Raw genomic sequence first — 14,301 nt, forward strand, 5'->3', positions numbered from 1 at the left:
CTTAAAGCTGGTTATTTCGTCGTTTTTCACTGGCCGAACCGGCGCGGTTTCCCCGCAGATTAAAAATGCCCGGCATGGTTCGCAGGTCATACCGCAGGGCGTAGACGTATCGCAGCGATAGGCCTACGCTCCAGCCGCTGCCGTTGCTCTGAAGAACAGCCGATTGCGACTCTCCACGGTTGACACTATACATTAGGTTGGTTGAGATTGAGTTACTAAGTCCCCACTGTTTGCGGGTAAAAAAACTGAGTTCGGCGCGTCCGCCGAGCTTGACAATGTATTCCACCGATGCCTCGGCGATACTGCTGAGGGATGAGCTCAGGCGGGTTTCGCCGAAGATCTGAATGGTGTCGAGCCGACTCCGGCTGGTGCGACCGAAACCGCCCCCGCCCCCGCTGTAATTATATCCTTCGACCAGAAAGCTGCTGACCTGCCGCCCGTTGTTCGGAATGGCCCAGATTCCGGCACCGAGCCATAATCCGGATCGTCCGGCCACCCGGTTTCCAAATCGCATGAGTCGTTTGCCCCGCAGCACCATCCCGTTCTTATTATTCTCAAAGCGGAGGTCTAGCGCATTGGAGCCGCTGCCGACGACCAGGGTGTTGTGGATGGAGGAGCGCGCGTACCCGCCTTCCACGGCCCAGCGTTCGTTGCTCACCCAGCCCACCACGGCGCTCCAGCCGGATTGCGTGGTGGCTTTGGTACTGATAAGTCCGTTGAAGGTCTGGTCGAGCTGACTCTTATCCATTCGGAAAAAACCGTCGGCACCGACGTACCAGCGTTCACGGATATAAGCTTCTCCATAGCGGGCCACGAGTTGCTTCATTTCGGTTCGGCGGGTTTTGGCCGTTCGTTCGACCGGGTTGTAGGCATCGATGGGGTCCACCGACGGACGATAGTAGTCGCTGATTCCCTGGGCCAGGGCCGGGCAGACGATAACGGAAAGCCAGAACGTAGTGAGAGCGGTTTTCATGGGAGATGGCCTGCTTAGAAGTGTTGCTTATAGCTTAAAGGTTTTAAAGTTCGACATGCTTTTAATCATCCGTCCTCCTCCGGCTTTCCGCTGGAAAGACGAACCGAGGCTGGTCAGGTGGTTTTCGACAGCGGCCCGCCGGGCGGTGCGGCTTCCGGTAATCTGAAACAGTGCTTCGTTCAACAGCGCTTCGTTTACGTCGCCGAGCGGGAGCAGGTTAATCGGTTCCTGAACTTCCACGTTGGGCGTAAAACCGGTCGAATAGTCGGACTGGCCCAGGCTATTGAAAGATTTGAAGACGATCGGTTGCATGCCCCATTTTATTTTTCCGGAATCATCAACAATGGTGATAGACCCCACATTTTTGCCGTAGGTTGTAGTGCCAATCGTGGTTACAGTCATATAAGGGCGGAGGCCATTGATAATCAGCTCGCTGGCCGAAGCGGTTCCTTCCGTTGTCAGGACAAACACCCGCTGGAGGTTGCCGCCAATGTTCTGTGATTTGTTGACGAACCGTTGCAGGAAAAATTCATCGCCGTATTCCTGTTTGAGATAGGGCGTCAGGCTTGAGTTCCATTCTTCCCGGAAATAAACCTTAGTCTGGTCGACATTCTTGCCGATCAGACTCGCCAGATTTGCCGATGAAGACGTATAACCGCCCGGATTGTAGCGCAGATCGAGAACCAGTTCGTTGACGCCTTTGGCTTTGAAGTTGCTGAAAATGGCATCAATCTGGTCATCGTATTCAGAGCCGTTGCTGTTGTTGGGAGCGGGAACAAATTGATTATATACCAGATAACCAACGGTTTTTCCACTCACTGAATACACCGAATCCATAAAAACCGGGTTGGCCTGGAAGGTTGTGGCCGTTACCGAAATCGACTTGTCGGTATCCACCAGCGCACTATTCTGAACTTCGGCCAGACCAAACGAGTAGGATGTACCGCCCGAATAGAGCAGCGAGTTATAGTTGCTGGTGGTAATCGTTTGTCCGTTTACTTTGCTGATGATGTCGCCCCGTTTGAAACCGGCAGCCGCGGCCGGTGAGTTGGGCAACACGTACAAAACCTGCGCAATGACATTGGTAGAACCCTGCGAACGCAGGTACAAGGTAAATTCCATCCCCGTTGTTGTGGATTCTCCGCTCAGCGAAGCCGACAGCTCATCGGCATTTTCCTCGATCCACGAAAACCGGTCGCCGTCGGGGCGCTGGGTGGCGTCGAACGAATAAAGCAGCGAGTCAAAGAAATCGGAGGGAGCCAGCGTTAAATCGGGGCTGGCGGGAATTTTGTCATTCCAGTAATAATACTCCCGCATGTTTTCCAGAATCCAGTTGTCAACGGTTTGGTTGTCAGACGTGGTATTACTGGTCGTTGTCGGTGTAACCAGATCGGTTTGCTTGTTGCAGGACGACAGTAGCCAAACAGACAGCAACGACATTCCCCACCACGCCGATTTGATGCGCAATTTATTTTTCATAGATACTTCAGGTTGTATTCAGAATTCAGTCCTCACATTCACTGTCCCACGTTCACCTGTTTCCCCCGGCAGCGATGCCATCTCACCGCTTGACCGGGGAAAAGAAAGGTGAGTACCTTATTTTCTCGGCTTCAACACCTGTTTGAAGGTGCCATCAGCCGCAAAAAGTAGCGCAACCGGTTTTCCATCGCTGGTTTTCACCATCACCACCAATTGTCCTTCCGGTGTTTTGGCAGCATCCTTAATGGTCGAACCCGTATAATTGTCCGAAACATATTTGGTAACTGCCGCTGGCAAATCCGCAACGGCAACGGAAGCCAGTTTGCCGCGAAGCGGTTTGGAAACTTCCTTGTTGAAAGTGCCGTCGGTATTGAACAGCAGGGTTTTAGCTTGATCGCTGACCACAATCATGACCAAATAGCCACGGGTGCTGTCTTTGGCAGCGGTTTTGATTTCCGCTCCGGCATAGTTCGAACTGATGTAGCTGGTGATCGTGGCCGGAAGATCGGTAACCGCAACCTGCTCCAGGCTTCCTTTCTTACCCGGTCCGCCTTTTCCGTGCGGGCCACCTTTGCCACCCGGACCGCCTTTCAGCTCCAGTTCTTCGTTGAAGGTACCGTCTGCATTGAACAACAGCGCTTTAGCTTCGCCGTTTTGCGTGATGGCAACCAGGTAATTTCCGGCATCGTCTTTCGCGGCATAGTCGGTTGTCGCTCCGGCATAATGGGAAGAAATGTAACTGCTAACGGCCGCCGGAAGCTCGGTAACGGCAATTTTGGTTACTTTCTTTTTGCAGAAAAACCCGGCACTATCGGAAGCCAGACGGGCCGAACTGATCGATAAAGTGGACGAATCGGAATCCGGATTTACCGACTGTTGACTCTGGTTACATCCGTACAAACACGCGCCAATAACAGTCAATGCGACTAAAAGGGATTTTTTCATGGTTTTGAAGTTATTTATAATTGGTTGGTAAAGAGTTGGTGGGCAATCAGGTGTCCAGTTTCAAATGACCGGTCGAGATGCTGGGTTCAGTTCGGAAAAAGTCGTAGAGCCGACGGCCGATGAGTTCGTGACTGATAGCATTCAGGCGTTCTCGGTCGCCGGTAATAAAAAATTCTTCCCGCGAATCGATCAGCGCCTGTACGTCAAACACCCGGAAACCCCGGTGGTTGCCTTCGCTTTTCAGGATCGCGCTGCCTTTCCGGCGCAGCCAGCCGCTGACTGGTTCACGATGGGGGAAAGGCGTCATCAGGATAACCCGGCCCCGGTGAAACCGAAGGGTTTCCAGAATCACCGACAGATGTCCGTAAATTTCGCGCAGCGGTTTGATATTGCTCAGGCACGATTGAAGACGTAACTTCCAGGCGTTCAGGTGTTCCAGTAGCAAATCTCCGGCGCTGGGCCGAAGTACCATGCGGGCGTCGCGCAAATGGCGATTCGCAATCTGCAGGATAATGAGGTCGTACCGGCGGAGCGGCACTCGCTGCAACACGTCCGCTATTGTGCAGAGCGCCATCGGCGCATGATAAGTCACGACCACTTCCAGCCCCCCGCGTTCGAGTTGCTGGACAAACTGATCGATGTAGCTTTGTCGGGAATTTAGGCCCGAGTCGTAATGGAGACTATCCGCAATGACCAACAAGTGCATTTTCATTGCTTTTTTAATTTCAGGTTCAACGTCGGAGCGGGTCAGTCTAACCTTGAAGCCTCCCGGTTTTCCAACGATACAATTGCCATTACGCCGGAGAATCTGGCACTGTTGCAGCGGTATTCGAAAAAAAATGCAGAAATTGAGGTAATCGAAAAAAAAGAAAAAAAGTAGCTGGAGGCTGCAACAGTCGCCCGAATATTGACGTATTGGGAATGTATGCGTGAATTATTTACTTAAATCGTTACGGCCTTGTTCTTCCGAAAGCGCCCCTCCTTCGCGGAAAACGATATCGATAGTGTGATTGAAGCCTGCCGCAGCAATGATGCGCAGGCTCAGCGTGTTTTGTTTAAAAAGTTTTATAGCTATTCCAAAAGTATTTGCATGCGGTATTCGGCCAATACGGAAGAAGCAGAAGAAGTGTTGAATGAAAGTTTTCTGAAGGTTTTTCAACGGCTTCATCAATATGACGCTTCCCATCCGTTCAAAGCCTGGCTGCGGTCGATTCTGATCAATACCGCCATTAGTTATTACCGCAAATACCACAAATTAGACACAACGGCCCTGGAAGCGGGTCAGGATGTGGCGTTTGAAGACGATGTAATCGGCCAGATTTCGGCCGACGAGATTCTGGCGCTGGTCCAGCAACTGCCGCCCGCTTATCGAACTGTGTTCTCGATGCATGTAGTAGATGGCTACAGCCTTCGGGAAATTGCCGAGGTGTTGCAAAGCAACGAAGCCACGATCCGTTCGCATTTTCTGCGGTCGCGGCAACGTCTTCAGCAGGCCATCAAGTCTGCCTACCCACACCTGTTTCCATCCGATCCTGCGATTCCTATTCGTTACTATGAAAACTGATAAATTTGAGGAAAATATACGACAAAAGCTGGAGGGGATAGACCCTCCGTTCCAGGAGTCCGATTGGTTGCATCTCCGGTCATTTCTGCGTCGCAACGGCGTGCCGTCTATTGGCGGTGGAGCGGTGCAATGGCTGGTGCCCATGATGAGTGCTGCCACGGTTGCCGGGCTGGTGGTTCTGACGGTTTGGCAATACCGCACCAACCAGAAACTGGAACAAACCGTACGGACACTGAAGGATTCAGTGACGATTCTCCAACAGGTTCCGGTGGATACGCCGGTGGCGGTTGCCCCAAAAACCGATACGGTTTACATCGTTCGCGAGGTTCCGGCGCCCCGTTTAACGCCCATCGGTCCTCGATATCGGCCAGACGAGCGCGCATTGGCTGAAAATTCGGAAACCGATGAGTCCGAAACGAATGCGGGCAGAAACAGTTCAACTGATGAACCGTCGCAAACGCAACGATCGGAGGGAGGTCTGCCGCAGGGCAGCGGTTTGCCGGAACGGTCCGGAACGAAGGAGCGGTTTTCGGAATCGAAAAACCGCTTTAATGAATCGGATGATCCGAATCGGTTGAATACTGGCCGTAAATCTTCCGACCAAAACAATTTCCGATCGTCAAATTCTTCTAATTCAACCGGTGAACACTGGAATCAACGGGATGAGATGCGGTACTCCGGTCGGCAAAAACCGTCCGGATTTGAAATCACCCGGCCTTTGTCGGCGAATGGAAATGGTGCCTCGGGTCAGGTGAACTCATCCGGCAATTCCGGTTCGGTTTCGCCATTGGCCGAATCTGTTTCGATTTCCTGGGAGCTCGTGCCGCATCGGCCTTTGGAAATAGATTCGAGTTATTATACTGAAAAATTTGATCGTCGACTTCGCCGGATGCGGGCGTCCACTCCGCGTCTGGCCGCTTCGTCCCTCCTGAAACCGGAGGTTGAAAAACCGAACCAGCCGTTCGTGCACGTTCGGGCCGGGGCAAGCGCTCAGATTGGCGGGCGCCAGAGCGGTTTTGGATTTGCTACTGAAATCCTGATGGGTGAACATTTAACCATCGGGCTGGGCCTGAATAGTTTGAAAGTTACGGGCGAGAAATTTGTGAATGAGATCCAGTATGCCTTCAATCGCAGGAGCGATTTCCGGCGGGATTATCCGGGAAAAGTGCCACCTGAAATCCGCACCCAGATTCTGGATATTAATCGTGGAGGATCGACTTTGCAATTACCCATCACGTTTGGATACCGGATTCCGCTCGGCAATTCTATTGCCTTAACCCCCGCAGTTGGAGCGAGTTTCAGTTTGGAAGCGAAGGACAACATAACCTATATGCATCAGGTAGGGCCGTTTGATTTTATAGAGAAAAAGTTTTCTGAAAAGTGCTCACCGAATGTATATAACAACTGGCTCGTGAATGTTTCGATTGAGAAGCAGTGGGGCCATTGGATCATTCAAGGCAGTCCTTATTTGTCAAATCCATTGATGTCGACGCAGTTTAGCCTCAACCATACGTCCGCCGGGGTAAGAGCGCGTTTGTTGTATCAATTTTGATAATTTGGAAGATCAGAAACGGATTATCGGAGCGCCTTTAGCTTAAGTTAACCCTAATAGGGTTAACTTAAGCTATTTTGGCTTGATTTAAATTCGGTCTTTACGGACATAAACTGATACACCTGATTCTTTGCTGACCAATTTGTAGTTAGAAGCTACATAGTTTCTTAATACAGGAATATTTTGGTGTACAACCATTTTTGGGTTGATAAAAAAACTATTTGCTTCTACTTCATCAATAAAAACCACTGGCTTATTTCTCTTCATATCATCAACATATTGTTGGCGATAATAATCAACGAGTTTTAGATCCCGTATAGCACCTAAAGAATTTGTATTCATACACCGAATGGAATGATTCTCTCGAGTACCCTGTCTCAATCCGGTAAGGACATGATAATTTAAATTCCAGCCCCACACAACAATGCAATCAGTAGGCTTTGCATATTGGTTAATTAAATTAATTACCTTGTCTTCATATAATGGTGTATGGCTTGCGGAGAAGGATTGATTTTTGCTGGAATATTTAAGATAATTTGTTATTGCTAATCCAGTAAAAAAAATAAGCGCTACTATACTGAATATTATTTCAGAATATTTTTTTAAATTCTCTGATTTTACTAATTGATTTATGAAAAAAGCATTCAATAAAGTAATTGGGAAGAAAGTGTAATACAAATAATGCTCAAAAATATATCCAGTCCTAGCAATTACAAAAAAAGATATAATAAGATTTATAATTAAAAACCAAAGTACTTTATTATCTAATAAATTGGTTTTATTCCTTATTGTAGTGAAAACTGAAGATACCCAGATTGAAATACTGAATGTAAAGAAGAATAAAAAATCATACGATGATTTAAAAATTAATTTTATAAAGAGCATAAGGCTATTTCCAGGATTATTATGAACTAAATTTGTTTTTACATACATTATATAAAAGTCATAAATGAGTTTGTTTTGGAATAAATAGTAAAGTAATAACCCACCTACTAAACCTGATCCAATTCCAATTGAAACAATTCCTATTAGTTTATCAAATTTGTTTATTTTAGAGCCAGTTAAGTTAAAAATAGCAAAAGTTATATATAAAAATGCTAAAGGTGCTCCCTGCAATTTAGCCAATGGCACCAGGCAGCAAATGACTCCCAAAGCACCATACATCAATGGCGAAGACTGTTTCTTATAATATACTTTAGCAAGAATAAAAACACCAGTTGTAAGTAACATAACAGAAGGTAATTCGCTATTGAAATGGTTAAAGTCTCTATGATTAGTAAAGAAAAAAAAACTATAAATAATGAATAAGCTTGGAAATGAGACATTAAACGGAAGAAAGATTCGTAACGTGAAATAGGTTATTGCTAGTGAAGTTATAGTGAGTGTGACTGAAAACAAATGCAGCGTCGAATAATTGAATGGAAATCCTATATACTCTAATAATAATAGAAGGTAACTATTGATAGGTCCACTCGTAGTACCATCCACAGACCTCCAAAAAACGGGATCAAACTCTAATGTAATAGCCTGAGTTAACATTTGGCTTTCATCGGGATTTATTTCACCATTATGTAAAATGAAAGGTAACTTTTGTATAATAAAAAAGGTAAATAAAGAGAAAAATAATATAAATTCATTTGCGGATAAATTGGTAATTGTTAATTTAATTGGCATAGAATTGGTTTTCATAAATTGTTTTTTAGTTTAAAATATGATTTTTAACTAAACAACATAATATTAAAATTTATTTCTTACTGTTAAATTGGCGAAACTAATATTATTCAATAATGCCAATTCAACAGTAAGAAATAAATTTTAATATTAGGAGTATTATCCTGTACTTCAGTTTATTAGTACTACATGTAATGCATTTCCTTTAAGTACTATGTCAATTGATGTTCCATCATTTAAGTTTACATTTAGCGTTTGCACCGAATTGGGCTGACAATAAGGGTCAAATGCCCAAACTGCTTTTTTATTACCATTACTTAAAATCATTGCCATTGGTTTATAAGCCGCGGCATGTTGAAGTATGGCTGATCCATCAGATGGAGCGGTTCGTAGCGAACCACTTAAGGAATAGCTTGCATACTCCCAGTTAGGTACTGTTGTTCCAAGCCAATCCATAACTTTTTGTGCTTTAATACGTCCTTGATAAGTTGCGTCAAAACCAACTAATGGAGTTAATGGAACTTCTCCCTCGCCTGATGCCCCATATGGGAAATTGCTAGGACTTCCAGGATTTGGTAACCATGTAATTGGACGAGCTTCGCTGTAACTAATCCTGTTTCGATCATTCCCGGCTAGTGGCTGATTATGAAAGTATACTAACCCTTTGCCACGAGTCATTATATCAAATGCAAAAACTTCCGCAGCGATTAGACTACAAACACTTTGAGATTTTTGGAGGGCTCGTCCTGCTGGATTTGTTGTTTCATGCTCCCATTCATACGAGTTCTGCCCACTGGATGCGTCGCCAGGCATGCCACTGTTTTTGGATGCATCTTCTCTTAACGCCCAAAAATATCCAATAGGCTTGTTAGAAGGGTCTTGCTTTAGAATGATGTCTATTTCGTGAAGTTTGACATAGATTGCGTCGACATCATTTACATTAGTTGGATAAAAATTTACTAATTGTTCAACTCCAATGCTGCTCAAACTTTTACCCCCATGATCGGAATAAAAGGGATCCAGATTCCCAGATACTCCAGTTCTAGCTTGTTGTTGACTTTGATAAGGACGTATATAATTGTTGTAATTTAAGGGGTTGCGGACACCGCCTTCAGAAGGTTGAAAATTATTAGAGAAGGCCCTGTATCGGAAAGAATTGGCATGATAATTACCAAAAGTATGGCTGGTAGGGTTTCTTTGTTTAAACCGTTCGTGATAGCCCAAATATCCATCGCTATACCCTAAAACATAATTTTCATCTTCTCCTACTTGATCAATTAACCACCCAAAATTATCAAGTCCAGCATAATCTTGGGCAGCTACACCTTGCTCGTATGAAGGATTCCCATTAGAATAATTCTTAATTGGTGCTGTTGATCTTTGGAGGCCGTCGTAGAAATTTTTTGCATTTGGCATGACCAAGCGTTCATTAAAAGGTACATCTTGACCATTAATAGATGTTCGATGAATTAGATTCCAACCGTGGGAACGATACTCAGATAAATTTGCAGTGCCATCTAAAGGGTCTCCGCCGAAAACCTTTCCAGTAGGTAAGTCTAAAGGAGGGGTGCTTTTTAAAGCTTCAGAATTCCAATTATTGGATCTAATAAACCAGGTTTCGTATAGAGGTAATAGTTTACCTTTGCCACCATTTATTATTTGATCACCTATTGGTGTTCCTGCGTCGTACGTGTCTATTATTTGCTGATGCCAACTATTAATCCATTTGGGATCCTCACTGTTCTGTTTCCATAAGTCTTCAACACGTTGGTAGCCAGAGCTCACTGTAGCTTTAGTAATAAGTTTGTCTACAACATACTTTGCATTAACTGGCAACTGATAGTTAATTAATGAATTACCTATGAAGACATCGTTAATGAAGTAAAAAGTGTTATACCCGCTTACGTTATAATTTGATACATCATTTATACCAACCATGGCGTTCTGTGCACCGGATTGTGTGACATCAAACTGATCGCGACGTGTCCCAGCTCTACCCATGGACTGGTAAGTACCGGAAGATGTACAACCATTGATCGTTACATTAACTTGGGCCGCCTTATTCGAACAGCCTGCTTTGAAAGCTGTAACGGTGTATGTAGAGATACCATCAGCACTAGCAACTGTTGTATTAACTGATTGCGTGTTCTGACCACTGCTCCAACTGTAGTTAACGCCATTACAATCATTCCCCGTACAAGGAGCGTTGAGCGTAATCCCACTGCTACAGGCCGCCGTTGTTGGCCCGGTTGCATTTATCTGGAAGTCACAGGACCCTGTTGTTGTACCACTGCGAAATAGCACACTGGCTGGAATCTCTTGTTTAGCTATAGAGGGACCCTGCCAGAACGTTTTTAGCACGGCGCCCGCTACACCCTGGCTATATAGCACCTGAATCGCATGGTAGCCTGCTTTCAGACAAATGCTGCCACTTGGTTCCTGACCTACAGGAGCGGTATCGTGGCAGCCACTATGAACAACGACTTGTTGTCCTCCGATGAAGAGCCGGGACTCGTCGTCACTGCTTAAGTAAAAAGTATACTGGCCATCGACCGGCACTTGGATGTATCCTGTAAACTCCAGACCAAAATTATCATCACGAAGTTTTGGCGTTAGGTTAAAACCGTTGACCACACCTGAACTTACAACCGGTTGGCCGCCAAGTCCGTTGGCTGTACACCAGTCATTATTAGCGATAGATTGGAAGTAACGATAAGTGAGTCCGGCAGTCAGATTGGTGGGAGAGTCGGCGTTGCGTAAAGTTGTACAAGAGCCAGTCGTGGGAGGGAGGCCACACCCACTAACAGTAACCGTGGTCTGGGCCGTTTGGGCCGCACAACCGGTTTTAGTAGCGGTAACGGTGTAAGTCATAGGGCCATTGCTACCGGCCGAGGTGGTGCTGATCGACTGACCGTTTTGACCACTGCTCCAACTGTAGTTAACGCCATTACAATCATTCCCCGTACAAGGAGCGTTGAGCGTAATCCCACTGCTACAGGCCGCCGTTGTTGGCCCGGTTGCATTTATCTGGAAGTCACAGGACCCTGTTGTTGTACCACTGCGAAATAGCACACTGGCTGGAATCTCTTGTTTAGCTATAGAGGGACCCTGCCAGAACGTTTTTAGCACGGCGCCCGCTACACCCTGGCTATATAGCACCTGAATCGCATGGTAGCCTGCTTTCAGACAAATGCTGCCACTTGGTTCCTGACCTACAGGAGCGGTATCGTGGCAGCCACTATGAACAACGACTTGTTGTCCTCCGATGAAGAGCCGGGACTCGTCGTCACTGCTTAAGTAAAAAGTGTACTGACCATCGGCTGGTACTTGAATGTATCCTGTAAACTCCAGACCAAAATTATCGTCTCGGAGTTTTGGTGTCAGGCTAAAACCATTCACCGAGCCAGAACTAACCACTGGTTGGCTACTAAGTCCAGTGGATGTGCACCAATCGTTATTTGCAATAGATTGGAAGTAACGGTAAGTGAGCCCAGCAGTCAGATTGGTGGGGGAGTCGGCTGTTCGTAAAGTTGTGCAGGAGCCAGTCGTGGGAGGGAGGCCACACCCGCTGACAGTAACCGTGGTCTGGGCCGTTTGGGCCGCACAACCGGTTTTGGATGCAGTAACTGTGTAAGTCATAGGGCCATTGCTACCGGCCGAGGTGGTTCTGATCGACTGACCATTTTGACCAGTGCTCCAACTGTAGCTAATGCCATTACAATCATTTCCCGTACAAAGAGCGTTGAGCGTAATTCCACTGCTACAGGCCGCCGTGGTTGGCCCGGTTGCATTTACCTGAAAATCACAGGACCCTGTTGTTGTACCACTGCGAAATAGCACACTGGCTGGAATCTCTTGTTTAGCTATGGAGGGACCCTGCCAGAACGTTTTTAGCACGGCGCCACCTACACCTTGACTGTATAGCACCTGAATCGCATGGTAACCTGCTTTCAGACAAATGCTACCACTTGGTTCCTGACCTACAGGAGCGGTATCGTGGCAGCCACTATGAATAACGACTTGTTGTCCTCCGATGAAGAGCCGAGACTCGTCGTCACTGCTTAAGTAAAAAGTGTACTGACCATCGGCTGGTACTTGAATGTATCCTGTAAACTCCAGACCAAAATTATCATCACGAAGTTTTGGCGTTAGGTTAAAACCGTTGACCACACCTGAACTTATAACCGGTTGGCCACCAAGTCCGTTGGCAGTACACCAGTCATTGTTAGCGATAGATTGGAAGTAACGATAAGTGAGCCCGGCAGTCAGATTGGCGGGAGAGTCGGCTGTCCGTAAAGTTGTGCAGACTCCATTTGTTGGTGGATTAACGGAGCAGCCAACCGATTCGAACTTAAAGACACGGTAATCTTCTACCGATTCGTTAGGATTGCCCCACAATTGAAGCTGTGGATCATTGGCAAAATTACGCAGATCCCAGGTGAGAAGACCATTTGCTGAGCTAAGCCGGAAACCACCATTATTATCGCTCAATATTGTCCATTTCTGCAGATCTGAGCCTGTATATGTCCCAATTCGGATCAATTCGCCCTGATTGGCGGCATTGACCTGCATACTTTTATTCGAGCCATCCTGAACTGTGAACCGATATTGATTCGAACCTTTGCTCTCGGCTTTCCAAATCTGGTTTGACAAGTTGTTAGCTGCCCTTTGTTCGACTACATCTCCAGAGAGCGCTTGCATCAATTGGCCGGATTTTTTGGAGCGGATGATGTAACAACCAGTAAGAGTTTCTCCCCCGCACCCACTAACAGTAACCGTAGTCTGAGCCGTTTTTATTGAACAACCGGTTTTGGTAGCAGTAACCGTGTAAGTCATAGGCCCATTGTTGCTGGCCGAGGTGGTGCTGACCGTCTGGCCGTTTTGACCACTGCTCCAACTGTAGCTCACCCCACTACAATCATTGCCTGTACAGCCTGCAGTGAGTGTAATCGGTGCTCCACAGCCCGGATTGGCATTGCTACTGCTAGCGGTGATGGCATAATCACAAGCAGGCGTGGAGGGGGTGTTGGTTAAACAGATTGAGTTAAAACAGATGTACCCTCCGGCTGAGCCTGAACTTAACCCAATTGTATGCGTACCTGCACTCAGCGTAATTGTTCCAACAGTCTGATTCTGGTAGGTATTGACTTGAGGGAAGCTGACCGTTTGCGCGACTCCATCAATCCGCACAATTCCGGCAACGGTTTTCTCGGGTGAACGATAGCTGATTACCATCGAATAAGTACCTGACTGAGTTACCGATATGGTTTGATTACGAATCTCCTGGTTATTTCCTGAACATGTTTCTGAGAAAGGTGTACAAGCAACATCCGAAGCAGCTAATCTTAGTTCTTTCGAAGAACCGCTGTTAGCGTATGCTTCGACGGAATTCCGGCAGATAACCTGAAGTTTCCCCTTTTCAACGAATTTACTGCCAGCATCCGCGTTTCGGTGACTTCTAAGCAGGCGGAATGAATTGTCCTTGGGAACCGAAATGAATTTCCCCTTCAGCGTATAGGTGGCTGTCTTCTGATAAGAGGAAAGTTCCGCACCAATCAGATCGACGTAATCACCACCTGTCTGAACAAAACCTTCTGGTACGATCACCTTCAGACTGAAGGCGTTAGAACCCGGAAAAACAGTGATCAAGGCCGGGTGCAAAGTATAGTACTGAGCAGTAATCGATAATTCTACTTCTTCGCCTAAGTTAACCTCCTTTTTGTTCGAATAGAATATAAATCGGACAGGATCATTGTCAACATAGTTCTGGTTTTGTTTACTATAATTAGTAGAACGTAAACTTAAAAGAGGTTGGTCAACGGGCCTGATATCTCGCTTTTTCTTTTCTTTTTTTAGGCGTTTTGCTGAAGGATTTTTCATTTCCTTAGATAAGTTAGCCGGAGAAATTTCCTTCTTAACATTGTTACCAAATCGAAAAGATTGTAAACTAAGTGTCCCAATCAGGGTGAGTATCAGTAAAAATAGATGTTTTGCTGATGCAAAGTAAATACTTTTTCTCATGATTGCAAAGGGTGGATTTTATGATAAAAACATCATAAAATTCTCAAGAATAAACCCTTGGTACATGAGGGATGATACTCATCTATTATAAGGAAT

The 14,301-nt window shown here is 46.2% G+C and carries 8 protein-coding genes; 2 read left to right on the forward strand and 6 right to left on the reverse strand.

Going from position 1 to position 14,301, the window contains the following annotated elements; all coding sequences use genetic code 11:
• Position 1: 1 nt before the first annotated feature.
• From GJJ30_RS13865 to GJJ30_RS13880, 4 genes are all read right to left on the reverse strand, one after another.
• Positions 2–973, reverse strand: a complete 972-nt coding sequence (locus GJJ30_RS13865) for a hypothetical protein (RefSeq protein WP_154175758.1) — start codon at positions 971–973, stop codon at positions 2–4.
• A 27-nt stretch (positions 974–1,000) separates the two neighbouring features.
• A complete protein-coding gene (locus GJJ30_RS13870; protein WP_154175759.1) occupies positions 1,001–2,452 on the reverse strand; it encodes a S41 family peptidase in 1,452 nt (483 codons plus the stop codon).
• 117 nt (positions 2,453–2,569) lie between these two features.
• Positions 2,570–3,397: a PepSY-like domain-containing protein gene (locus tag GJJ30_RS13875; RefSeq protein ID WP_154175760.1), complete on the reverse strand. Its 828-nt coding sequence runs from the start codon at positions 3,395–3,397 to the stop codon at positions 2,570–2,572.
• Between the two features lie 46 nt (positions 3,398–3,443).
• The gene (locus GJJ30_RS13880) at positions 3,444–4,109 is read right to left on the reverse strand and encodes an SGNH/GDSL hydrolase family protein (protein ID WP_154175761.1); all 666 of its coding nucleotides are present in this window, start codon (positions 4,107–4,109) and stop codon (positions 3,444–3,446) included.
• Between the two features lie 246 nt (positions 4,110–4,355).
• On the opposite strand from GJJ30_RS13880, the gene GJJ30_RS13885 reads away from it, so the two are divergent.
• Positions 4,356–4,961 (forward strand): RNA polymerase sigma factor, encoded by a 606-nt coding sequence (locus tag GJJ30_RS13885; RefSeq protein WP_154175762.1) that lies wholly within the window; start codon positions 4,356–4,358, stop codon positions 4,959–4,961.
• Positions 4,951–6,513: a hypothetical protein gene (locus tag GJJ30_RS13890; RefSeq protein WP_154175763.1), complete on the forward strand. Its 1,563-nt coding sequence runs from the start codon at positions 4,951–4,953 to the stop codon at positions 6,511–6,513. Before GJJ30_RS13885 ends, GJJ30_RS13890 begins: the two co-directional genes overlap by 11 nt.
• Positions 6,514–6,600: 87 nt before the next feature.
• Here the strand turns inward: GJJ30_RS13890 and GJJ30_RS13895 are convergent, their stop codons facing one another.
• Together GJJ30_RS13895 and GJJ30_RS13900 are read right to left on the reverse strand one after the other, a co-directional pair.
• Positions 6,601–8,202: a hypothetical protein gene (locus GJJ30_RS13895; protein WP_154175764.1), complete on the reverse strand. Its 1,602-nt coding sequence runs from the start codon at positions 8,200–8,202 to the stop codon at positions 6,601–6,603.
• A gap of 153 nt (positions 8,203–8,355) precedes the next feature.
• Complete coding sequence (locus GJJ30_RS13900) at positions 8,356–14,205, reverse strand: PA14 domain-containing protein (protein WP_154175765.1); 5,850 nt, start codon at positions 14,203–14,205, stop codon at positions 8,356–8,358.
• Between the last annotated feature and the right edge of the window lie 96 nt (positions 14,206–14,301).

The sequence above is a fragment of the Larkinella terrae genome (assembly GCF_009668025.1).
GTDB classification, from domain to species: Bacteria; Bacteroidota; Bacteroidia; order Cytophagales; family Spirosomataceae; genus Larkinella; species Larkinella terrae.